General features: G+C 34.1%; 21 protein-coding genes and 1 riboswitch. Of the genes, 11 read left to right on the forward strand and 10 right to left on the reverse strand.

What is annotated here, in order from left to right; genetic code table 11:
* Positions 1 to 23: 23 nt before the first annotated feature.
* The 4 genes from C3L50_RS07175 to C3L50_RS07190 all read right to left on the reverse strand — a co-directional run bounded on the left by C3L50_RS07175 (position 24) and on the right by C3L50_RS07190 (position 3,521).
* Positions 24 to 848, reverse strand: a complete 825-nt coding sequence (locus C3L50_RS07175; protein WP_103805480.1) for a thymidylate synthase — start codon at positions 846 to 848, stop codon at positions 24 to 26.
* 99 nt (positions 849 to 947) lie between these two features.
* On the reverse strand, positions 948 to 1,571 hold the full coding sequence (locus tag C3L50_RS07180; protein ID WP_103805481.1) for a bifunctional nuclease family protein: 624 nt from the start codon (positions 1,569 to 1,571) through the stop codon (positions 948 to 950).
* A 163-nt stretch (positions 1,572 to 1,734) separates the two neighbouring features.
* On the reverse strand, positions 1,735 to 2,700 hold the full coding sequence (locus tag C3L50_RS07185; protein ID WP_103805482.1) for an electron transfer flavoprotein subunit alpha/FixB family protein: 966 nt from the start codon (positions 2,698 to 2,700) through the stop codon (positions 1,735 to 1,737).
* Positions 2,701 to 2,774: 74 nt separating this feature from the next.
* On the reverse strand, positions 2,775 to 3,521 hold the full coding sequence (locus C3L50_RS07190; RefSeq protein ID WP_103805483.1) for an electron transfer flavoprotein subunit beta/FixA family protein: 747 nt from the start codon (positions 3,519 to 3,521) through the stop codon (positions 2,775 to 2,777).
* Between the two features lie 241 nt (positions 3,522 to 3,762).
* Here C3L50_RS07190 and C3L50_RS07195 point away from each other — a divergent pair, with 241 nt between their 5' ends.
* From C3L50_RS07195 to C3L50_RS07215, 5 genes are all read left to right on the forward strand, one after another.
* Entirely contained in the window at positions 3,763 to 4,740 is a 978-nt protein-coding gene (locus C3L50_RS07195; RefSeq protein ID WP_103805560.1) for a pyruvate dehydrogenase complex E1 component subunit beta, read from the forward strand.
* Positions 4,741 to 4,850: 110 nt separating this feature from the next.
* Positions 4,851 to 7,337 carry a DUF5686 family protein gene (locus C3L50_RS07200; protein WP_103805561.1) on the forward strand — a complete coding sequence of 829 codons (2,487 nt, stop codon included), beginning with the start codon at positions 4,851 to 4,853 and terminating at the stop codon, positions 7,335 to 7,337.
* Positions 7,291 to 7,941: a DNA-3-methyladenine glycosylase family protein gene (locus C3L50_RS07205; RefSeq protein ID WP_317044956.1), complete on the forward strand. Its 651-nt coding sequence runs from the start codon at positions 7,291 to 7,293 to the stop codon at positions 7,939 to 7,941. The genes C3L50_RS07200 and C3L50_RS07205 overlap by 47 nt, the downstream gene beginning before the upstream one ends.
* Before the next feature lie 98 nt (positions 7,942 to 8,039).
* A complete protein-coding gene (locus C3L50_RS07210) occupies positions 8,040 to 8,567 on the forward strand; it encodes an inorganic diphosphatase (protein WP_103805484.1) in 528 nt (175 codons plus the stop codon).
* A 129-nt stretch (positions 8,568 to 8,696) separates the two neighbouring features.
* A complete protein-coding gene (locus C3L50_RS07215; protein ID WP_103805485.1) occupies positions 8,697 to 11,279 on the forward strand; it encodes a sodium-translocating pyrophosphatase in 2,583 nt (860 codons plus the stop codon).
* A gap of 67 nt (positions 11,280 to 11,346) precedes the next feature.
* On the opposite strand, the gene C3L50_RS07220 is transcribed toward C3L50_RS07215, so the two are convergent.
* The 5 genes from C3L50_RS07220 to C3L50_RS07240 form a co-directional block, all read right to left on the reverse strand.
* The gene (locus C3L50_RS07220) at positions 11,347 to 11,715 is read right to left on the reverse strand and encodes a helix-turn-helix domain-containing protein (RefSeq protein WP_103805486.1); all 369 of its coding nucleotides are present in this window, start codon (positions 11,713 to 11,715) and stop codon (positions 11,347 to 11,349) included.
* Between the two features lie 2 nt (positions 11,716 to 11,717).
* On the reverse strand, positions 11,718 to 12,053 hold the full coding sequence (locus C3L50_RS07225; protein WP_103805487.1) for a type II toxin-antitoxin system RelE/ParE family toxin: 336 nt from the start codon (positions 12,051 to 12,053) through the stop codon (positions 11,718 to 11,720).
* Positions 12,043 to 12,252, reverse strand: a complete 210-nt coding sequence (locus C3L50_RS07230) for a hypothetical protein (RefSeq protein WP_103805488.1) — start codon at positions 12,250 to 12,252, stop codon at positions 12,043 to 12,045. The genes C3L50_RS07225 and C3L50_RS07230 overlap by 11 nt, the downstream gene beginning before the upstream one ends.
* A 353-nt stretch (positions 12,253 to 12,605) precedes the next feature.
* Positions 12,606 to 13,220: a deoxynucleoside kinase gene (locus C3L50_RS07235; RefSeq protein WP_103805489.1), complete on the reverse strand. Its 615-nt coding sequence runs from the start codon at positions 13,218 to 13,220 to the stop codon at positions 12,606 to 12,608.
* A complete protein-coding gene (locus C3L50_RS07240; protein WP_103805490.1) occupies positions 13,220 to 14,011 on the reverse strand; it encodes a hypothetical protein in 792 nt (263 codons plus the stop codon). Before C3L50_RS07240 ends, C3L50_RS07235 begins: the two co-directional genes overlap by 1 nt.
* 311 nt (positions 14,012 to 14,322) lie before the next feature.
* Here C3L50_RS07240 and C3L50_RS07245 point away from each other — a divergent pair, with 311 nt between their 5' ends.
* Positions 14,323 to 15,204, forward strand: coding sequence for a GLPGLI family protein (locus tag C3L50_RS07245; protein WP_103805491.1), 882 nt, complete (start codon positions 14,323 to 14,325; stop codon positions 15,202 to 15,204).
* 49 nt (positions 15,205 to 15,253) lie between these two features.
* The gene (locus tag C3L50_RS07250; RefSeq protein ID WP_103805492.1) at positions 15,254 to 17,956 is read left to right on the forward strand and encodes a carboxypeptidase-like regulatory domain-containing protein; all 2,703 of its coding nucleotides are present in this window, start codon (positions 15,254 to 15,256) and stop codon (positions 17,954 to 17,956) included.
* Positions 17,957 to 18,195: 239 nt separating this feature from the next.
* On the opposite strand, the gene metK is transcribed toward C3L50_RS07250, so the two are convergent.
* Positions 18,196 to 19,446, reverse strand: a complete 1,251-nt coding sequence (gene metK / locus C3L50_RS07255; protein WP_103805493.1) for a methionine adenosyltransferase — start codon at positions 19,444 to 19,446, stop codon at positions 18,196 to 18,198.
* 692 nt (positions 19,447 to 20,138) lie between these two features.
* On the opposite strand from metK, the gene C3L50_RS07260 reads away from it, so the two are divergent.
* The 4 genes from C3L50_RS07260 (at position 20,139) to C3L50_RS07275 (ending at position 25,961) form a co-directional block, all read left to right on the forward strand.
* Positions 20,139 to 21,419 (forward strand): O-acetylhomoserine aminocarboxypropyltransferase/cysteine synthase family protein, encoded by a 1,281-nt coding sequence (locus C3L50_RS07260; RefSeq protein WP_103805494.1) that lies wholly within the window; start codon positions 20,139 to 20,141, stop codon positions 21,417 to 21,419.
* A 77-nt stretch (positions 21,420 to 21,496) separates the two neighbouring features.
* Entirely contained in the window at positions 21,497 to 21,706 is a 210-nt protein-coding gene (locus tag C3L50_RS07265; RefSeq protein ID WP_103805495.1) for a hypothetical protein, read from the forward strand.
* Between the two features lie 165 nt (positions 21,707 to 21,871).
* Positions 21,872 to 21,978, forward strand: a riboswitch (SAM riboswitch).
* Positions 21,979 to 22,054: 76 nt separating this feature from the next.
* A complete protein-coding gene (gene thrA / locus C3L50_RS07270) occupies positions 22,055 to 25,441 on the forward strand; it encodes a bifunctional aspartate kinase/homoserine dehydrogenase I (RefSeq protein WP_103805496.1) in 3,387 nt (1,128 codons plus the stop codon).
* 85 nt (positions 25,442 to 25,526) lie between these two features.
* Complete coding sequence (locus C3L50_RS07275; RefSeq protein WP_103805497.1) at positions 25,527 to 25,961, forward strand: OsmC family protein; 435 nt, start codon at positions 25,527 to 25,529, stop codon at positions 25,959 to 25,961.
* Positions 25,962 to 25,988 lie beyond the last annotated feature (27 nt).

Raw genomic sequence — 25,988 nt, forward strand, 5'->3', positions numbered from 1 at the left:
TATTAGTGAATAGACAAGCTGTTTTACACCGCAACGCTACCTTTTATGGAATCATGTGGTTCATAATTTTCTAAGGTGAAATCGTCATATGTAAACTCGAAAATGTTTTTGATTGCTGGATTCAAAATCATTTTTGGTAATTTTTTTGGCTTGCGTGACAGTTGCAATTCTAGTTGCTCAAAATGGTTGTTGTAAATGTGAGCATCACCAAAAGTGTGAATGAATTCGCCTACTTCTAAATCACAAACTTGAGCAATCATCATAGTAAACAAGGCATATGATGCTATATTGAAAGGCACTCCAAGAAAAATATCGGCACTTCTTTGATACAATTGACAAGATAATTTTCCATCGGCAACATAAAACTGGAAGAAGGCGTGACAAGGAGGTAAAGCTGCTTTATTGTTGGCAACATTTTTTGCAAAAGATATGGATGTGTCTGGCAAAACACTTGGATTCCAAGCCGAAACAAGCATTCTTCTGCTGTTTGGGTTGGCTTTTAGCTCATTTATAAGATCTGCAATTTGGTCTATTTCTTCGCTATTCCAGTTGCGCCATTGATGACCATAAATAGGGCCTAAATCTCCATTTTCATCAGCCCAAGCATCCCAAATTTTTACTCCGTTATCTTTTAAGTATTTGATATTGGTGTCTCCTTTCAAGAACCAAAGTAGTTCATGAATGATTGATTTTAAGTGTAGTTTTTTGGTGGTTACTATCGGGAAACCTTCGGCCAAATCAAATCGCATTTGATAACCAAAAACGCTTTTGGTTCCAGTTCCAGTTCGATCTCCTTTTTGATTTCCGTTTTCTAAAACGTGTTTTACTAAATCTAAATATTGTTTCATTCTTGGTTTAAAAGTTTAATGTTTAAAGTTTAAAAGTTTCGGAATTTGGAACCTTAACATTTGTTAATCAACATTTTTTTTGCTACCTGCTACCTGAAATTATCTTTTTGAAATTTCGTCTCTAATTTTGGCTGCTTTTTCGTAATCTTCATGTTCTACAGCCTGTTCGAGTAAATCATTTAGTTGTTCTAAAGTATATTTTGAATACGTTCCGCCTGATTCATTGCTTTCTTCTTTTTGTTTGAAAGTTTCTGGATTTGAAAGCACATCGTCAATTTCTTGAGCATCTTTTTCGGGATTCGAGGGATTGGATTTTAAGAAAATACCCGCTTTATCTAATATGTTTTTGTACGTAAAAATAGGTGCATTAAATCGCAATGCCAATGCAATTGCATCCGAAGTTCTGGCATCTATTATTTCTTCGATTTTATCTCTTTCGCAAATGATGCTTGAGTAAAAAACGCCATCTACTAATTTGTGTATGATGATTTGTTTAACCACAATGTCAAAACGATCGGCAAAATTTTTGAATAAATCATGAGTCAAAGGGCGAGGTGGTTTTATTTCTTTTTCCAAGGCAATTGCAATAGATTGAGCTTCGAAAGCACCTATAACAATTGGTAGTTTTCTTTCTCCATCGATTTCATTTAATATCAAGGCATAAGCTCCATTTTGGGTTTGACTATATGATATTCCTTTTATGGATAATTTGACTAAGCTCATTTTTTTAGAGGAAAAGCACGGTGTGCTTGTTTATATAAAGTTATTTTTAATAAATCAGGATGCAATTTTAAACAAAAAAAGCAGAACAAAAAAGCTACCTAAAGCAAAGATACGATTATCTTATTTTTAGGCAGCTATTTTTGGTATTAGAATTATATTTTTTTTAATGTTGCGCTTTAAATACTTTCAATTTTTCGATTAATTGTGGTACAACTTCAAAAGCATCTCCTATAACTCCATAGTCGGCAACTTTGAAGAATGGTGCTTCAGGATCTGTGTTTATGACTACTTTTACTTTGGATGAATTGATTCCAGCAATGTGTTGTATAGCTCCTGAAATTCCCACTGCAATATATAAATTTGCAGCAACGGGTTTTCCTGTTTGGCCTACGTGTTCTGAATGAGGTCTCCAGTCTAAATCAGAAACAGGTTTTGAGCAAGCTGTTGCGGCTCCAAGTACTTGTGCTAATTCTTCAATCATTCCCCAATGTTCAGGGCCTTTTAATCCTCGGCCTCCAGAGACAACAATGTCAGCATCGGCAATAGAAACTTTTCCAGAAACTTTTTCGATTTTTTCAACTTTTATTCCAAAATCAGCCTCACCAATGGTTGGATTAAAATCTTCAACAGATAAATTTGATGTATTTTCAAAAATGCCATAGGAGTTTTTGGCTAAGCCAATTATTTTTACTTCGCTACTAATTTCGGTAATATTGAAAGCTTTGTTCGAAAAAGCATTTCTTTTCACCTGAAAGGGAGAGGTGTTTATTGGCAATTCTACAACATTAGAGGCTAAACCAGCTTCGAGCGAAACAGCAACAAGTGGAGCAAGATAAATACTATCAGTTGTTGAAGATAGTATTACCAGTTTAGTCCCTTCTTTTTGTGCGGCTTGTTTGATGACATCGGCATAGGCTTTTGCTGAAAAACTCGATAATTTTTCGTTGGTAATTTTCAAAACTTTGTCCACACCATATTTTGATAATTCCGAAACATCTTCAGTATTTATGGTTATGGCTGTTACTGTAGTACCTATTGATTCAGCTACTTTTTTGGCATAGGAAGCTAATTCGAAAGCTACTTTTCTGAATTTTCCTTCTGCGGATTCTGCATATATTAATATTGACATAAATGTAAAAGTTTAGAGTTTAGAGTTTAGAGTTTAGAGTTGAGTAACTGTAAACCGAGACTGCAAACTGATTGTTAAATTACTTTCGCTTCGTTGTGTAACAAATTAATTAATTCGTCCAAATTATCTGCTGCAACTAATTTTACAGCCGATTTAGGAGCAGGTTTTTCAAATTTAACTGCTTTTGTGTTGATGGAGGCATCAATAGGTTCAACTACCGTTAAGGTTTTTGTTCGAGCTGTCATAATTCCTCTCATATTCGGAATGCGTAAATCTTTCTCTTCGACTAATCCTTTTTGACCACCAATTATTATAGGTAAAGTGGTTGAAATGGTTTCTCTTCCGCCATCAATTTCACGAATTGCTTTTACGTTAGATCCATCAACTAATAAATCGATGCATGAATTTAAAAAATTATACCCTAAAATTCCCGCTATCATACCAGGAACCATTCCGCCATTATAATCTAATGATTCTTTGCCGGCAATGATAATATCGTAAGAGCCATTTTTGGCAACTTCTGCAATTTGTTTGGCAACAAAGAAACTATCCGTTGGATTGGCATTTATACGAATGGCGTCATTTGCTCCAATGGCCAATGCTTTTCTTAAAGTAGGCTCTGTTTCTGCATTACCAACGTTTACAACGGTAATGGTTGCTCCTTGTTGTTCTTGAAACCAAATAGCACGAGTCAATCCATATTCATCGTTCGGATTGATGACAAATTGAACGCCATTAGTATCAAATTGAGAGTCGCCGTTGGCGAAATTAATTTTTGAAGTGGTGTCTGGAACGTGACTTATGCAAACTAATATTTTCATATGTGGGTATTTAATATTCTTAGATTCTCGCACAAAAATAAAATATTAATTCGGATATTATACTATGCGTGCATAATATTTTTTAACAATTATATCGATTTCGTAAATCTTTTTTAATTTAAAATTATTGGTAATGCTTTTTTAAGATTCATTTACATATTATTTTAAACAAAAATTATGCTTTTAACTGATTTAAAATATTATTTTTGCGGTTCGAAATTTACAGAACTAAATGAAAACTATGAGAACGATACAATTTAGAGAAGCCATTTGTGAGGCGATGAGCGAAGAAATGCGTCGCGATGAGTCAATATATTTAATGGGTGAAGAAGTTGCAGAATATAATGGTGCGTACAAAGCATCTAAAGGTATGCTTGCTGAATTTGGTGAAAAAAGAGTAATCGATACACCTATCGCAGAGCTAGGTTTTACTGGTATTGCAGTAGGATCGGCAATGAATGGTTGCAGACCAATTGTTGAATATATGACTTTCAACTTTTGTTTAGTAGGTATAGATCAAATTATAAATAATGCTGCTAAAATGCGTCAAATGACAGGAGGACAATTTAATGTTCCTATCGTTTTTCGTGGCCCAACAGCTTCTGCAGGACAATTGGGAGCAACGCACTCACAGGCTTTAGAAAATTGGTTTGCCAATACTCCAGGGCTAAAAGTAGTAGTTCCATCGAATGTATATGATGCAAAAGGACTTTTGAAATCGGCTATTCGTGATAATGATCCTGTAATTTTTATGGAATCTGAACAAATGTATGGCGACAAAGGTGAAGTTCCTGATGGCGAATATACCATTCCAATTGGTGTTGCTGATATCAAAAGAGCAGGAACAGATGTAACTATCGTTTCTTTCGGAAAAATCATTAAAGAAGCTTACATAGCTGCTGATGAATTAGCTAAAGAAGGAATTTCTTGTGAAATTATCGATTTAAGAACGGTTCGTCCAATGGATAATGAAGCGATTTTAACTTCTGTAAAAAAGACAAATAGATTAGTAATTCTTGAAGAAGCTTGGCCTTTTGCTAGTATTTCTTCTGAAATTACCTATATCGTTCAAGAACAAGCTTTCGATTTTCTTGATGCACCAATTCAACGTATTACTACTGCAGATACACCAGCTCCGTATTCACCAGTTTTGCTAAAAGAGTGGTTGCCAAATGCTAATGACGTTGTCAAAGCGGTTAAAAAAGTAATGAATAAATAAGCTGTTAAACTTTTCTGAATATTAGAGAATTTAGGAAATCTAATATAAGAAATCAACTATATTTGAAACTTCATCGGAATCCAAATTCGATGAAGTTTTTTTTTACGATTATGCTGAAAAATATTATTTTATATCTGTCTTTTATTGTTGTTTTTACGAGCGCTGTTTTTTCGCAAACCAAAGTAAGTGGTGTCGTTTTAGACCAGTTAAACAAACCTATTCCTTTTGCAAATGTTGCCTTCAAGAATTCAAGTGAAGGTGTAGTATGTAGTGAAGACGGTGTTTTTTATATAGAATCTTCCAAAGATTATAAAACCATCATTATTACATCGGTAGGCTATTCAGACAAGGAAATTGATTTGGAAAAACCTATTAATTATAATTTTAAAATTCAATTAAAAGAAATTGAAACGCTAAATGAAGTTGTAATTTTCAGGGGAAAAACATCAAAAAAGAACAATCCTGCTTTAGATATTCTTAGAAAAATTTGGGAAAGAAGGCGCAAAAACGGTTTGCATTTGTTTAATCAATATCAAATGGAAAAGTACGAAAAAATAGAGTTTGATATGAACACTATTGACAGTACTTATATGAAAAACAAGTTGTTCAAAGGAATGGAATTTATTTTCAATCATGTTGATACTTCTAAAGTTACTGGAAAAACCTATTTGCCTATTTTTATTAATGAAGCTTTGACTGATGTTTACGGAGATAATAAATTGAAGAAAATTAAAGAGAAAACTAAAGCCAACAAAACTTCGGGTTTCAACGGGAATCAACAAATTCTGGCTTTTGTAAACGATTTATATACAGATTTTGATATTTATGACAATCACCTTACTTTTTTCGATAAAAGTTTTACAAGTCCATTATCGACAACAGGAATAGATGTCTATAATTATGTTTTAAGAGACAGTGCCTACATTGATGACAAAAAGTGTTATAACATTGTTTTCTATCCAAGACGCAAAAATGAATTGACTTTTAAAGGTGATTTTTGGGTGAGCGACACCACTTTTGCTATCAAAAAAATCAATATGGCTGCCACACGAAGTGCCAATATAAATTGGGTAAAAGATATCTATATCGAGCAGGAATTTGAAGTTATGAATGATTCCATTTTTTTGATGACAAAAGATTATATGATGACGGATTTTGCTTTAAGTAAGAAAGAAAAATCCAAAGGAGTTTATGGAAAACGAACTTCATTATATCGAGATCATAAATTCAACATCGAAAAACCGGAGAAATTTTACAAGGAAGAGGTGAATTATTTAGATAAAGAGGTCTATAACAAATCCGATGACTATTGGGAAAAAAACCGATTCGAAAATCTTACCAAAGATGAAAAAGGGGTTTATAAAATGCTTGATACTCTGCAAACAGTCAAGAAATTTCAACAATTATATAGTTTGGTTGAAGTATTAGATAGTGGTTATCTTCATTTTGGAAATTTAGATTATGGCCCTATTTATTCAGTAATTGGACAAAATTCAGTCGAAGGATTGCGTTTGCGAACAGGAGTAAGAACTTATACTGGTCCAAATGATCCTTGGCGATTGCAAGCGTATGTTGCATATGGATTTAAAGATGATAAATTTAAATATGGAGTAACTGGTAAATGGATGGTTGAACCTAAAAAAAGGGTTATTATTTCGGCAGGAAATCGTAGAGATATAGAACAAATTGGGGCATCGCTTACTACTACAAATGACATTGTAGGGCGCAATTATGCATCTTCTGGCTTGCTTACTTTTGGGAGCAATAATAAATTAACAAATGTCAATTTGAGTAACGTTCAGATTGAAATGGAGCCTATTAAAAATTTGACTTTTTCGACTGGAGTTTCCTATCGAACGTTGCTATCAGCTTCGCCAGAATTCAGTTTGGATTATTATACTGATTTATCACAAACCAAAATTCAAAGTCAAGTAAAACAATCTGAAGTAAATTTGCAAGTTGAATACACGCCTAATAGAGTTCCTATAGCTTTTGGAGTCGAAAGAGACAATGCCGATAGCCCTTTTACTACGCTGCTGGTGACATATAGTCAAGGATTCAAGAACTTATTTTCGAGTGATTTCAACTATAAAAAACTGCAATTGTATTACAGACAACCTATTATTATTGGGCCATTAGGACGATCTAATATAACTTTTGAAACGGGAAAAACATTTGGTTACATTCCACTCGGATTGATGAGCGTTGTGCCTGGGAATCAATCGCTTTTTGATATTTCTAATACTTTTAGCAATTTGAAATACTACGAATTTGTTACGGATCAATATGTAACTTTTAAATGGGATCACGATTTTCAAGGGCGATTTTTTGCTAGAATTCCTTTTATGAGAAAATTAAATTGGCGTGAAAATATTGGTGTAAAATCGGTTTACGGAACGGTTTCAAACGACAACAGAACCATAAATGCTTCAGGTTTGGAGTACCATGCGCCAGACAAAGTCTATTGGGAATACAGCGCGGGTGTAGGTAATATTTTCAAATTTTTTCGTGTTGATTTTTCATGGAGAGGCAATTATTTAAATGTGCCCGATGCCAATAAATTTGCTACAAAAATATCATTTGGATTCTATTTCTAATATGGAAAATGCGATTCAATATCTTTTAGAAAAAGAAGCTATTTTTAAGATTATTATCGAAAAATATGGCTTGCCGACAATTCCAAAACGACCACAAGGATTTGAAACTTTGGTTTTATTAATTCTTGAACAACAAGTTTCTATAGATTCGGCCAAAGCCACTTTTTTAAAATTAAAAGCTGAACAACCCAATTTCAATCCTGAATCGCTATTTTCTTTTTCGGATGAGGCGTTTCGGAACATTGGCGTTAGCCGACAAAAAACGTCCTACATAAAGGCTTTATCTCATTCGATTATTAACAATTATATTGATTTAGAAAGTTTTGCAACCAAATCATCAGAACAAGTTCGTGAGGAATTAATCAAAATCAAAGGCATAGGCCATTGGACCATCGATATTTATTTGATGTTTTCACTCCAAGCTCCAGATATTATTCCTCTTGGAGATATTGCCGTAGTAAATACCATCAAGGAGTTGCTGGACATTCACGACAAGAAGGAAATGGAAGTTTATGTTGCAAAATGGAGTCCTTATCAATCTATTGCCACTTTTCTTTTGTGGCATTATTATTTGAATAAAAGAAACCGGAAACTGTTGTATTGAAAAGTTATTTAAACGCAGAAATAGGCTATTTATCGATTTTATGTTGTATAAGTTCTTAGTTTATCTATTTTTGCGCTACTAAATAACAAAAAACAAAAATGGCAGCAGATAAAATTACCACTTTCGATGTCTTGATTGAGATACCTAGAGGAAGCAGAAATAAATATGAATATGATTTCAAATTGAAACGAATTCGATTTGACAGAATGTTATTTTCGTCGATGATGTATCCCGCCGATTATGGTTTTATGCCTCAAACATTAGCACTAGACGGCGATCCACTTGATGTTTTAGTGCTCATCAACGAGCCAACTTTTCCGGGTTGTGTGATGGAAGTTAAGCCAATTGGGGTTTTCCATATGGCCGATGATAAAGGGCCAGACGAAAAAATAATTTGTGTTCCTGTTTCAGATCCGATTTGGAATTCTTTGAGTGATTTGTCAGACATCAATCCCCATTTATTGAAAGAAATCGAACATTTCTTTCAGGTTTACAAAGACCTTGAAAATAAGGTTGTCGATGTAGGAGGTTGGGGAGATCTTAGTGAAGCTCTAGCGATTATCGATGAATGCACAGAGCGTTTCAATCAGATCGAGAACAAACCTGCAGATTTATTTAATATTTAATAAATACACTTCAATTTTTTTCATACAAAGCAATATTCATTCGTTTGAATATTGCTTTTTTAGTTTCAATATAGTACGTTTGCATCATAACTGTGTAATTTTAACCTAAAACACAACAAAATTAACTTTATGAATGCAATAATGATTTACGTGCCTATGCTAATGGCATTACTTGGATTGGTTTTTATGTTTTTAAAAAGAGCTTGGGTATTAAAACAAGATTCTGGCGATGGTAAAATGAAAGAAATTTCAGAATATATCCAAGAGGGGGCTTTAGCTTTTCTAAAAGCAGAATACCGATTGATGACTCTATTTGTAATTGTAGCCAGTATTGTTTTGGCTGGCATCACTTTTTTGCCTAATGCAACAACGCATTTATTAATAGTGGTTGCTTTTGTTTTTGGTGCATTTTTCTCGGCTTTGGCTGGAAATATGGGAATGAAAATAGCAACAAAAACTAATGTTAGAACGACTCAAGCCGCAAGAACAAGTTTGCCACAGGCCTTGAAAGTTTCTTTTGGTGGTGGAACTGTAATGGGATTGGGTGTTGCAGGATTGGCAGTTTTAGGACTTACAGGATTTTTCATCATCCTTTTTAATGTATATATGAAAGGCGTTTGGACGTCAACTGAAGATATGACTGTTGTGCTAGAAACATTAGCCGGTTTCTCTCTTGGAGCAGAATCTATTGCTTTGTTCGCTAGAGTTGGAGGCGGAATTTATACAAAAGCTGCCGATGTTGGTGCGGATATCGTTGGTAAGGTCGAAGCTGGAATCCCAGAAGACGATCCTAGAAATCCTGCTACAATTGCAGATAATGTGGGTGACAATGTAGGGGATGTAGCTGGAATGGGAGCCGATTTGTTTGGTTCTTATGTAGCAACAGTTCTTGCTGCAATGGTTCTGGGCAATTATGTGATTAAGGATATGGGTGGAAACATTCAAGATGCTTTTGGTGGAATTGGTCCAATATTATTGCCAATGGCAATTGCTGGTTTCGGAATTTTATTTTCCGTAGTAGGAACTATGTTGGTTAAAATTAATTCTAATGATGCTAAAGAAGCTGATGTACAAAAAGCTTTGAATATTGGAAACTGGGCTTCTATTTTGCTAACAGGACTTGCCTGTTATTTCTTAGTTGATTATATGTTGCCTTCTAAAATGAATATGAGTTTCTTTGGTGAAGGTTTAAAAGAAATAGCATCAATACGAGTATTTTATGCTTCAATGGTAGGATTAGTTGTAGGCGCAATCATTTCTTCTGTTACTGAATACTATACAGGATTAGGTACAAAACCAGTTTTGGCAATTGTTGCAAAATCTTCAACAGGAGCAGGAACCAATATTATTGCAGGATTATCAACAGGAATGATGTCCACTTTTCCAAAAGTAATTGTACTAGCTGCAGCTATCTGGATTTCGTATTCTTTTGCTGGTTTCTACGGAGTGGCGCTTGCGGCTTCTGCAATGATGGCAACAACGGCTATGCAATTAGCAATCGATGCTTTTGGACCTATATCGGACAACGCAGGTGGAATTGCCGAAATGAGTGAATTGCCAAAAGAAGTGCGTACCAGAACAGATATTTTAGATTCAGTTGGAAACACCACAGCTGCAACTGGAAAAGGATTTGCCATCGCTTCGGCAGCAATGACTTCTTTAGGATTGTTTGCTGCTTATGTTACTTTTACAGGAATCGACGGAATCAATATTTTTAAAGCACCTGTTTTAGCTATGTTATTTATTGGCGCAATGATTCCAGTAGTTTTCTCCGCTTTAGTAATGAATTCAGTTGGAAAAGCAGCGATGGATATGGTGAATGAGGTGCGTCGTCAGTTTAAAGATATTCCAGGAATCATGGAAGGTACCGGAAAGCCAGAATATGCAAAATGTGTCGATATTTCTACAAAAGCCGCTTTGAACGAAATGCTGCTTCCTGGTATTTTGACCATTGGTTTTCCAATTGGAATTGTATTATTGGGTAAACTAGTTTATATGAACGATGCCAATGCCAATTCAATGGTAGCCGAAATGCTTGGGGGTTATATGGCCGGGGTAACAGTTTCTGGTGTAGTTTGGGCTATTTTTCAAAACAATGCTGGAGGAGCTTGGGACAATGCTAAAAAATCTTTTGAAGCTGGAGTATTAGTTGATGGCGCAATGAGTTTCAAAGGATCGGATGCACACAAAGCTGCCGTAACTGGAGATACTGTTGGAGATCCTTTCAAAGATACTTCTGGACCATCGATGAATATTTTAATTAAATTGACTTGTTTGATTGGATTAGTAATTGCTCCAATTTTAGGAAATGGCAGCGCTAGTTCGGATGACAAGATGATGAAATGCAAAATGGAAATGAAGATGTCTTGTCCAATGGGAAAAGAAGCAATGCCAATGGGTTGCGATATGTCTAAATGTGCCACCATGACCAAAGATGAATGTGCAAAAATGTGTGACGAAAAAGGATGTTCACCAGAGCAAAAAGAAATGTGTTTGTCACATTACGATGCTAACGGAAAGTTCATTCCTGATGGAAAAGCATGTTGTGTTAAAAAAATAGCAAATCAAAAAGAAGTAAAGATTGAAATCACAAATACTAATGGTAAAACGTTAGGACTTGTTACTTTTACTTCTAATGGAGAATCTACATCCAAAGCTTTTAGAGGAACTGAAGCTGAAGTGAAAGCTCAAATTGACTCATTAGTAGAATAGATTTTAATTCATAAACAAAAAAATGTCTCGAAAATTTCGGGACATTTTTGTTTGAATATGTATGAAACTATTGTTCTAAAGCATATTCTTTAATTAAAGTGGAAGCTGGAATATGAAGATTTTCTGTTAGCAAACGAATTTGTCTAATTGTTAAAGCTCTTTTGCGTTTGAAAATTTCAGTTACTCGAGAACGACTATTTAAAATAACGCCCAAATCCGCATCTGAAAGTCCGTTTTGTTCCATCATAAATTTAATAGCTTCGATTGGATCTGGTTCCGGAATAGGGTAGTGAATTTGTTCGTATTTTTCTATGAGCGTAACTAAAATATCTAATTCATCTCCTTCATTGGTATTGGGTTTCGCATCAAAAAGGGTGTTTACTCTTTCCAAAGCAAAGTTGTAATCTTTTTCTGTTTTTATAGGGCGTATTTCCATTTTTATAAGTCATCAGAAATATATTTTAAAAGTTCATCAAGTTCTTTTTGAGAAAGTGTTTCTTGATCGCTTTTGTCATAAATAGAGAGTAAATAGACGGTATCTTTAGAGATGACAATATGAGTTATGATTCTCGCTCCTCCAGATTTTCCTTTTCCTTTGGAAGCTATCGAAATTCTAATTTTATAACAGTTTTTACCAATTCTATTTCCTTGTTCGGGATTTTCTTTTAGTTCCTGAACCAATTGTATTAGTTCGCTTTTTAGGGAAGGATATTTCTTCAAAAGCCTTTTCGTTTGCTTTTCAAAAACAGCAATCGTTTTTATATTAAAGCTCATTCAAAAAGTCTTCAGCGTTGCGAGCTTGTTTTTTGCTAGCTTTAATCAAATTTAATTCTTGAACAGCTTCTTTTATTTCTTCTATCAAAACGAATTTTTTACCAGAGATAGGACTCGCTTTTTTTACAAACGCAAGATTACGCAATACCTCTAATCCAAAGTCTGCTTTATTGTCGGGAATATCTACTAATACTTTCATAATCTTGTGTGTTTTTTTAAAACAAATTTAGTGAATAATTTTTAAGAATATTTCATCCCTTTAATATTTCAAAAAATTGTGAGGAGTTTTGCTAAAATAAACTTTGTTGAAATTATTATTTTAGTTTATTTGTTGTTAATCGTTTTGTTGTTAGGGGTGATTAGCTTTAAATTTGGAAAAATATTATTAAACCAAGTGAAAATGAGACAATTAATATTTCAGTTATGGTAATTCCTTTTGCTCTGCAAATTCTTTTATTTTCGTGTATTATTTCTTTTAATTATGGAAAAGCAAAGAGTTAACTGTTTATTTTAAAGGCTGTCTTTTTCAAGACAGCCTTTTTAGTTTTTGTTCTAAAACAACCCGTTCAACTCCGCATCAATTTTATTGATAATCATTCCTAAATCTTCTGGATTATCTACAAAATTAATGTTGTCCACATCAATGATTAGTAATTTTCCTTTGGTATAAGTCTGAATCCAAGCTTCATAACGTTCGTTCAATCGGTTAAGGTAATCTATGGAAATGGTGTTTTCGTACTCGCGACCGCGTTTGTGAATTTGGCTAACTAAATTAGGAATTGAACTTCTCAAATAAATCAACATATCAGGAGCTTCTACCATAGACTCCATTAATTCAAACAACGAAGAATAGTTTTGAAAATCACGATTGGTCATCAATCCCATAGCGTGAAGATTGGGTGCAAAAATATGGGCATCTTCATAAATGGTTCTATCTTGAATGATTTTTTTGCCACTTTCACGAATTTGCAACACCTGACGAAAACGGCTGTTCAAGAAATAAATTTGTAAATTAAATGACCAACGCTCCATTTGGTGATAAAAATCATCCAGATAAGGATTGTCAACAACGTCTTCAAAATGAGGTTCCCATTTAAAATGTTTGGCTAATAAACGGGTCAATGTCGTTTTTCCAGCTCCTATGTTTCCTGCTACTGCTATGTGCATTATGGTATTGTGATTTTATAATTTGTAATTTCTTGGTTGGTAAAAATAGACAAAATTTGGTCTTTGTAGAAGAAATTTTTAAATGATTTTTCCACATTTTCTATCGTGTAAATACTATTCGTTTTTAAATCTTGTAGAAACAATTTTCCATCTTTCAAAAAAACAATTTCTTGGTTAGAAATGATTTGAATCTGATCGAAGTCAGCAATTTTCCCCAAAGTGGTAATTTTTCCAAAAACATCACACGAATACCAATTCAGTTGGTCGTCAATCCATTGAAAAGTAGTAAAGCTGGTTTCGTAATATTTTAAATTTCCGCTCAAAGATGGTGTTAAAGTTTGAATTGTGTTTTTTAAATAATCAAAAAACCCCAATTTTTGGGTCAAACTATTGTAAACCCAAAGCCGATTTTGAGAAGCAATTCCCGCAGCATTAGCCACTATTGGAATATCATTTTCCGAAAAATTAATTTTTTGAGTTTCACTCAATTGATTGTCCAAAAGGATTGCGGTGTTGAAGTTTTCATAAAACAACATAATCTTTAATGGATTTTGTATGTCGATTTTTGTGGGTTTTCCAAGAGAAACATTTTTGTATTCAAACGATTCTTTTGTGTTATTTTTAGAAAGAACATTGTTTTTTATCGAATAATAATATCCAAATGAATCGTATCCTATAAAATAATCAGTGTTTAGTGTTGTTGAGCTTTGTTTGATTGCAATACATTTTTCATCTTGTCCAAACGAAAAAGTGAAGACTGAAATAAAAGCTATAAGTAGAATGTTTTTCATAAGTGTAGCAAATTACAAAAAATAGGATTGCAAGAGTCAGATATTTTTAATTTCAAAAAGAGATTTTTATCCTCATCATCAAAAAAATACAATTCGTCTATTGGTTTTCGCAACTCGTATATTTAATTTCAATTTAAAGCCATATAGTTTTACTTTTGAATGGATTGTGTTCAAAAAAGTAGTTTAGGAATTATTTATAAATGAATTAAACCTTTTTAGCAGACTATTTATCTAAACAGCTAAATAGGTATTAAAATTGTAACAAAAAAAACTTTTAATAGTCAAATTGAGAATATAAAAAAATTAGAATTATGTTAAAAATTATTCATTACGTCACATTATTTTTGGCTATCAATTTCGGACTTCAAGCCCAGGAATTTCAAGGAATGGCTATTTATCAGTCTAAAACAAGTACTGAAGATTTCAAAGCTCGAATGGCTGGAAACAAAGACATTACTCCCGAAATGCAAAAAAATATGGAAGAAAGAATGAAAAAAATGTTCGAAAAAACATTCATTCTCAATTTCGATAAAACAGCTTCTATTTATAAAGAAGAAGAAAAACTAGAAGCACCAACACAAGGTGGAGGTGGTTTTAGAATGATGGGTTCAATGATGGGAGCTGGAGGAACATTTTACAAAAACATTAAAGAAAAATCATATACTGTCGATAAAGAGTTTATGGGAAAAGAATTTTTAATTAAAGATTCTTTACCTCGTTTAAAATGGAAAATGGAAGGTGAAACCCAAGTAATTGGCGGATTCAATTGTTTCAAAGCAACAGCCGTTCGTCCAGTAAGTAAAACCGATTTTCAAAATTTAAGACCTAAAAAAGAGGATGAGTCAGCGGCTAAACCAAAGACAGAGGATAAGAAAACTGATTTTATGAGTGGATTAGAAATGCCAAAAGAAGTGGTTGTAACGGCTTGGTACACTCCTGAAATTCCAGTAAATCAAGGTCCTGACAGTTATTGGGGGCTTCCTGGATTAATTTTAGAAATCAATGATGGTAAAACTGTTATTTTATGTTCTAAAGTGGTTTTAAATCCAAAAGAAAAAGCAGAAATAAAAGCCTCAACCAAAGGGAAGCTAATTTCGCAAGCGGAATATGATGAAACCGTGATCAAAAAAATGGAAGAATTCCGTGAAATGCGTTCTCGTGGAGGAAACAGTGGACCGCCGCGAATGAATTAAAACAGTATTATTAAAAACTCGAAGTATTTTATAGTTCAAATACCACCTAATGAAAAATATATTTTTTGCTGTTCTTTTTTGTGTTAGCTCTTTTTCTTTTGCCCAAGCTGTAAAACTTGAAGGAACGATTTCAGACACTAAATCACTTCCTGTAGAAATGGCTAATGTTATGGCAGTAAACCAAGCCACAAAAGGAATGGATTCTTATGCTATTACAAATGATAAAGGAAAATACTCCCTGAGTTTGAAACCTAACACAACTTATAGCATCAAAATTAGTTTTCTAGGAATGCAAAGCAAAGAGGTTGAAATTGTAACAACAGCAACAAATATTAGCAAAAATATTACCCTAGAAGACAGTGCTGTCGAACTTGATGGAGTCGAAATTATTCGCGAAATGCCGGTTTCTATCAAAGGCGATACTATTGTTTATAATGCCGATTCTTTCAAATCCGGGACTGAAAGAAAACTAGAAGATGTGCTAAAAAAATTGCCAGGAGTCGAAGTTAATGCTGATGGAGAAGTAGAAGTAGAAGGCAAAAAAGTGACCAAATTAATGGTCGAAGGCAAAGATTTTTTTGATGGCGATACCAAATTAGGGGTCAAAAATATTCCTGCCGATGCTATTGATAAAATTCAAGTGCTTCGAAATTATAACGAAAATTCCATTCTTAAAAGCGTCGAAAACAATCAAGACAATGTGGCGATGAATATCAAACTCAAATCCGGAAAAAAGAATTTCTGGTTTGGCGATTTGACTGCAGGAATCGGAGTCGGAATGTTGGATAGTCGCTATTTAATTAACCCAAAATTATTTTATTACAGTCCAAAATACAGTATCAATTTAATCACAAATTTCAATAATATTGGTGAATTGCCACTTACCATTCAGGATTATATGAAATTGACAGGTGGTTTTCGAGGATTATCAGCTAAAGGTGGTTCTAGTTTCAATATTACTTCCAATGATTTAGGGATTTCATTGATGCGAAATAACAGAGCCAAAGAAATTGAAACTCAATTTGGAGCAGCAAATTTCTCCTATAGTGTTAACAAAGCTTGGACTTTGAGCGGTTTCGGAATTCTTTCTTCTTCGGTCACTGAAACGGAAACCCTGTCGCAAACGAATTATTTAGATCCCAATTCTTCTGAGATTCAATCAGTCGAAAACAAAAAAGAATTGTCCAATCAAAAAAGCAACTTGGGAATGTTTAAACTCAGTTCGAGTTACAAACCTTCAACTAATTTTCAGTTTGATTACGATATTTTAGCAAAGCTTTCAAAACAACAAGAAGATGCCCCTTTGTTTCGAGAAGCGATTGTCAATTCTATGACTACATCAGAAGTGATCAATACAAAAAAAGAGCAAAAACCCATTTCGGTCAATCAAAACCTGAGTTTGTTCTATACGATGAATGAAAAAAATATTTTTGCAGTCGAAATGCAGCATTTGTATCAAGAAGAAGATCCTTTTTACAATGCAAATTTAAAGTCGCAACCTTTTAATTTGGTAGGATATGTTTCTGGACAAGATAGAAATAATATCAGTCAAAATCGTTTTGTAACCACAAGTAAGTTAGATGCGAAAGTAGATTATTATTATATGATTACGCCAAAAAGTAATTTCAATATTACCTTAGGGAATACCTATTCGTATCAAAATTTTAATTCCAGTATGTATCAAATTCTAGACAATCAGGATGTCAATGAATTAGACAGTCAGGTCAATGTTAATGATGTAAATTATAGATTTAACGATGCCTTTTTGGGATTGCATTACAAGATTTTAACGGGTAAATTTACTTTTACACCAGGGGTAAGTTTGCACAGTTACAATATGACGAACACGCAATTGAACACCGATTACAGTCAAAACTTCACCAGAGCTTTACCTGATTTATTAGCGATTTATCAAATCAAGAAAGCGGAATCTTTGACTTATAATTTTTCATACACTAATAATTTTACCGACATCAATCAGTTGTCTGAAGGATTTGTGTTCTCCAATTATAATAGTTTACGAAAAGGAAGTCGAACACTCGAAAACGCAACTGCACGTCAACATTCATTGCGTTATTTCAAATACAATATGTTTAATTTAGAAAATATTTCGGCCTTTTTGAATTATTCTAAAAGAATTGATGCCATAAAAACCAAAGCCTTTTTTGATGGAGTAAATCAATCATCGGTGCCTTACAATTCAGACTTTGCCGACGAAACGCTTTCAGGAAGTGGTTCTTATGGGCGTTCTTTCTTGAAGAATTATAAAGCCTCTGTATCAGCAAATATCAATTGGTCGCTATTTAATAATATTCAAAATAATGTGTCATCCAAAAAAGAGAGTTTTACTCAAAGCTATACCCTGAGAACTTCAACCAATTATAAAAAATTACCCAATTTAGAAGTAGGTTATAATATTGTAATCAATAATTATGATAGTAATGTTTTTTATACTGACAAACCCTTTGCTAAATTGGATTATTACTTTTTAAATGCCTTTTCGTTCGTGGCAGAATATGAATTTTATCATTATTACAACACCGACAAAACGGTCAATAATCAATATGATTTTCTGAGTGCAAGTCTAATTTATCAAAAGAAAGACAGCAAATTCGAATATAAAATTGGCGCAACAAATCTCTTAAATACGAAGTCTATCAACGATGACAGTTTCTCACAATTTTCTACTAGAACTTCACAATATACTGTTCAACCTCGCTATTTAATTTTCTCTTTAAAGTATAATATTTAGGAGCTTAATCCAGCTATCCATTACAATCTTCGCTGAAAAAGATAGTTTTTCTAAGCAAAAAAAGGAGCTTTCGTTGGTCGCTCTTTTTTTTGCAAGAAAAACAAATTTTTTTTCAACAAAGGATTTTCATTACTATCTGGGCTACAAACAAAAAAACCTGACCAATTTAATTTCGTCAGGTTTTTTCTATGTTATGATTTTTTACTTCCCTCTCCTTTGGAGAGGGTTGGGGGTGAGGATTACAACCCAAAAGCCGTTTTCACTTGATCTACAAAATCTAATTTTTCCCAAGTAAACAATTCTACGGTTACTGTTTTTTCAATTCCACCTGGAGCTTTGAAAGTTTTAGTTACGGTTTCTGGTTTACGTCCCATGTGTCCGTAAGCAGCAGTCTCACTATAAATAGGGTTTCTCAATTTCAAACGTTGCTCGATAAAATAAGGACGCATATCGAAAATTTCTTCTACTTTTTTGGCGATTTCACCATTGGTTAAATTCACTTTTGAAGTTCCGTAAGTGTCAACAAAAATTCCCATAGGTTTTGCAACTCCAATAGCATAAGAAACTTGTACCAAAATCTCATCGGCAACACCAGCTGCAACAAGGTTTTTGGCGATATGTCGTGTGGCATAAGCGGCACTTCTATCTACTTTACTTGGATCTTTTCCTGAGAAAGCACCACCACCGTGAGCTCCTTTTCCTCCGTAAGTATCCACGATAATTTTTCTTCCTGTCAATCCAGTATCTCCGTGAGGTCCACCGATAACAAATTTACCTGTTGGGTTGATGTGGTATTGAATTTGGTCGTTAAACAAATGAGCGTATTGAGGATATTTGGCTTTAATTCTTGGAATCAAAATAGAAACTAAATCACTTTTGATTTTCGCCAACATTTCAGCCTCTGGTGCAAAATCGTCGTGCTGGGTCGAAATTACAATCGCATCAATACGTTGTGGTTTGTTGTCGTCTGAATATTCTAAAGTTACCTGTGATTTAGCATCTGGACGCAAATAAGTAATTTCAGTATTTTCTCTTCTGATATTGGCCAATTCAATCAATAATGCGTGCGCAATATCCAAAGCCAAAGGCATATAGTTTTCAGTTTCATTGGTAGCATAACCAAACATCATTCCTTGGTCACCAGCGCCTTGCTCTTCTTTGCTAGCTCTGTCAACACCTTGATTTATATCGGCAGATTGTTCGTGAATGGCAGAAAGAACACCACAAGAATTGGCTTCAAACATATATTCACTTTTGGTATAACCAATTTTTTTGATAACGTCTCTAGCAATGGTTTGAACGTCTAAATAAGTCTCAGATTTCACTTCACCGGCCAAAATAACTTGTCCAGTAGTCACCAAAGTTTCACAAGCTACCTTTGATTCTGGGTCAAAAGCCAAGAAATTATCAATTAACGCATCCGAAATTTGATCCGCAACTTTGTCTGGATGTCCTTCACTCACAGATTCTGACGTAAATAAATAAGCCATAATAATATAATTTTAAAATTAAGCGAGGAAGAAAAAAACAATTGCTGGAAAATAGTGCTAAAGGAGAGTTGCTGCTTTAGCATTTTTTTAACGAGGTTGCAATCAGTTCAAATTTTTCCTCTAATCGGCTGCAAAGGTATGAAACCAAATTGAATTGCAAATTAATCTTAACTTTTTTTTGATGTTAAAAATTAAGGCATAGAATCCTTTGATTTATAGATTGTTTAAAGATTTGCCTGTTTGTGTAATTTTTTTTTAAAAATATTTGGATTTCTAAATAATAGTTTAGATATTTGTCACAACAAAAAAGGAAAGCAAAATGATTTTAAATGTATGTAAAATGTCGAAACAGATTAAGGATATATCCTGTGGGTCGCCTATTGCATAAATTTGATTTCAAATTCACATAGCAAAAAGCTTCCCAACTAACGGGAAGCTTTTTTTTTGCAACACAAATAATTAAAATAATTTACAATGAACAACTTACAACAAAAACAAATGAACAAATGCAATGTCAAATCGATGATTTGTGCAAAGTCTATGATGTGTGCTCGTGTCTGTTGATTCCGAAAGTATAAGTTGAACAAAACTTAAAACCCTTTTGGATATGTGTCTAAAAGGGTTTTTTGTTTTAAAGCATTGAACAAACATTAAAAAAATAAAAACAATTAAAAAAATAAAATAAAGAAAATATGAGCACACCAAAATTCGCTACAAACGCATTACACGCAGGACACGACGTTACTAAAACAGCAGGAACAAGAGCGGTACCTATTTATCAAACCAGTTCTTATGTGTTTAATAATTCGGATCACGCGGCCAATTTATTTGGACTTGCCGAAGCGGGATTTATATATACCAGATTAAATAATCCAACAAATGATGTTTTGGAACAACGTTTAGCAGCTCTGGAAGGCGGAATTGCAGCAGTAGTTACCGCATCAGGCACGGCGGCTATTGCCACTTCGTTATTAGTCTTGTTGAAAACTGGCGACCACATTGTGGCTTCCAATAGTTTATACGGCGGAACTTATAATTTGTTTAGCAATACTTTGCCAAGATTAGGAATTACCACCACGTTTGTAGATCCATCAGATGCAAGCAATTTTACCAAAGCTGCTAATGAAAATACCAAAGTATTTTTTGCAGAAAGTTTAGGGAATCCAAAATTAGATGTTCTGGATTTGAAAGCCATAGCAGCTGAAGCCAAAGCATTCAAAGTGCCTTTTATTGTGGACAACACAGTTCCTTCGCCTTATTTGCTAAATCCGATTGAACACGGAGCCAATATTGTGATTCACTCCTTGACCAAATACATTGCAGGAAACGGAACTTCGCTTGGTGGCGCGGTTATTGATGCAGGAACATTCGATTGGAGTAGCGGAAAGTTTCCTGAATTTACAGAGCCCTCGGACAGTTATCACGGATTGGTTTATCACGAAGCATTAGGGAATGCCGCTTTTATTGCCAAAGTTCGGATTGAAGGGTTACGAGATTTTGGAGCTGCTTTAAGTCCGTTTAATGCTTTTCAGATTCTTCAAGGTTTAGAAACTTTAGAAGTCCGTGTCCAGAAACACAGCCAAAATGGATTGGAATTAGCGCAGTGGTTAGAAAAGCAGGAAGCCGTGGCTTGGGTCAATTATCCAGGATTGAAGTCCAGTAAATATTACGATTTGGCAACACAATATTTACCCAAAGGACAAAACGGATTGCTAACTTTCGGCCTTAAAAAAGGATTTGAAGCCGCCAAAAAAGTAGCCGACGAAACCAAGTTATTTTCGCTTTTAGCCAATATTGGAGACACCAAATCATTGATTATCCATCCGGCGAGTACCACGCATCAACAGTTATCCGATGCAGAGCAGGTTACCACGGGAGTTACCAAGGATTTAATCAGACTCTCGGTTGGATTGGAAGACATAGAAGATTTGAAGGCCGATTTAAAAGCCGTTTTCGACAATTTAATAGCATAAATCAAACATATTTGAACATAGGAAAAACTGAATTCGATATGTTTTAAAAAAAACAAAAACATTAAAAATATACGATTATGAAAACACTAAAATATATAGCAAGAGTATTTCCTTTTTTCAAAAGTTTGAGTAAAAAAACAGAAAAGGATACAGAGGAAACGACTAACTTTGAATTTGCATACCCAAAATTTGGGATCAATTTGTACCAAAGTTCAGCAGTTAAAAAAGAATCAAAATCTTTGTTAACGCAAATGTATTCTGAAGAAAATGAAGTTCTTTTTATCTAAAAAAAGGTAGAAAGTAAACTTTTACATACCATCATTGGAAAGTGTTTAAATTGAAACTCTTTCCAATGATGTCTTTAATTCTAAAGAAATGCCAAACTATTTAATATTTGGTAATTCAAAAAAAATGTAGTTATTTTGCAACTTAAAGTTCACAAACGTATTGAAATGTTATAAAGAAAGCTCGAGGGAATAGACCCGATGAAAGCTTAGCAACCCTTTGCCAACGAAGAAGGTGCTACATTCTATCCCGATTTATTGGGAAAAGATAACAACAAGAATCTAGACACTTCTAGTTTTCTTTCTAATATTTCCAAACACAAATCAAAAAAATCTAAAAAGATTTGAAAATTGGAAAATAAACCAACAACAATTAAAATACAAAATTTCACCACCGAAAGTGGCGTGCTAATTCCTTCCATAAACTTAAGTTATCAGGTTTTTGGTCAAGTGTTGAATACCGCTCCTATTGTTTTGGTGAATCACGCCTTGACCGGAAATTCCCATGTAGTGGGCGAAAAAGGTTGGTGGAATAATCTTATTGGTGACAACAAAACCATCGATACTAATAAATATTCTATTCTAGCTTTTAACGTGCCAGGCAATGGATTTGATAAGACATACATCGAAAATTACTTGGATTTTACAGCTCGCGATGTGGCTAGGCTTTTCTTAGAAGGCATTCGATTTCTAAAAGTGAAAGAATTATTTGCACTCATCGGCGGTTCTGTTGGTGGCGGAATTGCTTGGGAAATGATTGCTTTGGATCCTAAATTAACCCATAATTTTTTCCCAATTGCTTCCGATTGGAAATCGACCGATTGGTTGATTGCGAATTGCTATTTGCAAGAAAAAATTCTTTGCAATTCGTCTAAACCTATCGAAGATGCTCGTATTCACGCAATGTTGTGTTATAGAACACCAGAATCCTTCAAAGAAAAATTTCAAAGAAATTCAACTGATTCTTTCGAATCCTTTCAAGTGGAAAGTTGGCTGAATCATCACGGCGAGAAACTGCAAAAAAGGTTTCAGCTTTCGGCTTATAAAATGATGAATCAGTTGCTGAAAACTATCGATATTACAAGAGGAAAAACTTCTTTTGAAGATTTAATTTCTCAAGTAGATGCTAATATTTATATCATTGGAATAAATTCGGATTTGTTTTTTACGGCTAATGAAAATAAGGAAACCTACAACGAAATTAAAAAATTCAAACACAATGTTTTTTACAGCGAAATCGAATCGCAACACGGACACGATGCTTTTTTGATGGAATACGAACAATTAAACAATTTATTGGATGTTGTTTTTAAAAATAAAAAAAATAAGATGAAAATATTAAAATTTGGCGGAAAATCATTAGCCAACGGAGAGGGAATCAATAAAGTTTTAGATATTATTATCGATAAAAAAAGCAAGGGCGAAAACATTGCAGTTGTTGTTTCGGCAAGAGGAAATGCAACCGATGAATTGGAAGATATTTTGACCATTGCAGCCAAAAATGGCAATTACAAACCGTTGCTAGAAAGTTTTAAAAGCTACCAGCAAGATGAATACAAGGTTGATTTTTCAGAAGAATTTGCCATTTTAGACAAACTTTTTGAGGGAGTAAGTTTGATTGGTGATTATAGCGAAAAAATAAAAGACCAAGTTTTGTCACAAGGCGAAGTAATTTCGGCAAAATTAATTACCGCAGTCTTGAATGAAAAAGGGATTGCTGCTCGTTTTGCTGATACCAGAGAATTAATAAAAACCGATTCTAATTTTGGGGATGCACAACCTATTGAGCAAATTTCTAAGAAAAATGTAATCCATTATTTCAAAGAAAATGCTGCTGTTGTTAACATTGTTACAGGTTTTATCGGTTCAAATAGCAGCGGTGAAACCACCACTTTAGGGAGAAATGGTAGTAATTATTCGGCCTCTTTGATTGCCAATTATGTCGATGCCGAAGAATTGCAAAACTATACGCACGTTGACGGAATTTATACTGCCAATCCAGATTTAGTTCCCGATGCCAAAAAAATTGATCGTTTGTCTTTTAACGAAGCCAATGAAATTGCCAATTTTGGTGCAACTATTTTACACGCCAAAACCATTATTCCGTTGTTGGAAAAAAATATTCCACTTCGAATTTTGAATACTTTCAATCACGAAAATCAAGGAACATTAATCACATCCAAATCGAATAAAGAAGGGATTAAAACACTTTCGGTGCTCGAAAATGTAGCTTTGGTCAATCTTGAAGGAAGAGGATTGCTTGGAAAAACAGGTGTTGACGCTCGAATTTTTAAAGTAATGGGCGATAATGATATTAGCGTAAGCATCATTTCACAAGGTTCGTCTGAAAGAGGAATTGGACTTGTGGTCAACTCTAATCAAGCCACAAAAGCAATGATCGAATTAGAAAAAGAATTCGAAAATGATTTCTATTCGAAAGACGTAAACAAAATTTCAATCACCGATGATGTTTCGGTTATTTCGATAATTGGGCAGGATTTGAGCACTTTTCACAAACCTTACACGGCTTTGATTAAAAACAGAATTGTGCCAATCCTTTTCAATAATACTGTAACAGGAAAAAATGTGAGCTTGGTGGTCAAAAAAGCACAATTAAACAAGGCGTTGAACGTGATTCACGGTGAGATTTTTGGCGTTTCTAAGAAAATAAATATCGCAGTTTTTGGTCACGGATTGGTGGGAGGAACATTGATTAATCAAATTTTAGAATCGGCTCCAGCTATCGAAAAAAGGAAAGATATTAAATTGAATGTTTTTGCGATTGCCAATTCTAAGAATTTGCTTTTGAATAAAAACGGCGTTTCACCCAATTGGAAAAATGAGATTCAAACCAATGGTTTCTCCTATACAATAGATGATGTTATCGCTTTTGCCAATGCTAATAATTTAGAGAATTTGATTGCCATTGACAACACGGCAAGTGCAGCATTTGTTGAACATTATACCACTTTAGCAGAAAATAGTTTCGACTTGATTTCTTCGAATAAAGTGGCGAATACCTTGAGCTATAAATTCTATAAAGATTTGAGAAAAGTATTGGCCGAAAATCAAAAGAATTATTTATATGAAACCAATGTGGGTGCAGGTTTACCATTAATTGATACCATCAAATTATTGCATCTTTCGGGCGAAAATATCACTAAAATCAAAGGTGTTTTCTCGGGAACTTTGAGTTATTTATTCAATAATTTTTCAGCCAAAGATGTTCCGTTTAGTGAAATTTTGAAAGAAGCGATTGATAACGGTTACACCGAGCCCGATCCAAGAGAAGATTTGTGTGGAAACGACGTGGGTCGAAAATTATTAATTTTGGCAAGAGAATTGGATTTGCAAAACGAATTTGAAGAAATTAGCATTCAAAACCTGATTCCAGAACATTTGCGTGAAGGTAACGTTGCCGATTTCTTGAATAAATTAAAAGAATTCGACCCAATTTACAACAAAATAAAAGAAGAGCAAGAACCGAATCACGTGTTGAGATACATCGGCGAATTGTCGGGCGATTTACAAAACGACAAAGGAAATCTAGAAGTAAAATTAGTTTCCGTACCTTCGGATACCGCTTTGGGCGGATTGAAAGGCTCCGATTCCTTCTTCGAAATTTACACAGAATCTTACGGAGACAGACCAATTGTAATTCAAGGTGCTGGTGCAGGATCGGCTGTTACAGCGAGAGGAGTTTTTGGTGATTTATTAAGATTGTCGGAGAAAGGGTAGAGATTTAAGATTGTAGAATTTAGATTTAAATAAATATAAAATCCGCGTTTGAAATCCGTTTCATTCGCGTCCAAAAAAATAAAAAATGAAAGTAACATTAAATAGAGTAAACGAAAACTTCCACTTCGAATTGAAAAACGAACGTGGACATATAGTAAATGTAGATGCAAGACCTGATTTTGGAGGCAATGATATGGGGCCAAGTCCAATGGAATTGGTTTTAATGGGTGTTGCAGGTTGCAGTGGAATCGATATGATTTCCATCTTGAAAAAACAACGTCAAGAAATCACTTCTTTCAAAGCCGATGTAGAAGGCGAAAGGGTGCAAGTGGGAGATGCCAAACCATTCAAAGATATTCAAGTAGTCTTTTATTTGGAAGGAACTATTAAAGAAGACAAAGCTTCGAAAGCAGCCCAATTGTCATTCGAAAAATATTGCTCGGTTGCCAAAACGGTAGAACCGACAGCAACCATACATTATAAAGTAGTTTTGAACGGAAGCCCATTAGAAAAGATTTAATCAATTAAATTATTAGTTTAAAGAGTA

Origin of the sequence: Flavobacterium alvei (genome assembly GCF_002920895.1) — a bacterium.
In the GTDB taxonomy this organism is placed as follows: Bacteria; Bacteroidota; Bacteroidia; order Flavobacteriales; family Flavobacteriaceae; genus Flavobacterium; species Flavobacterium alvei.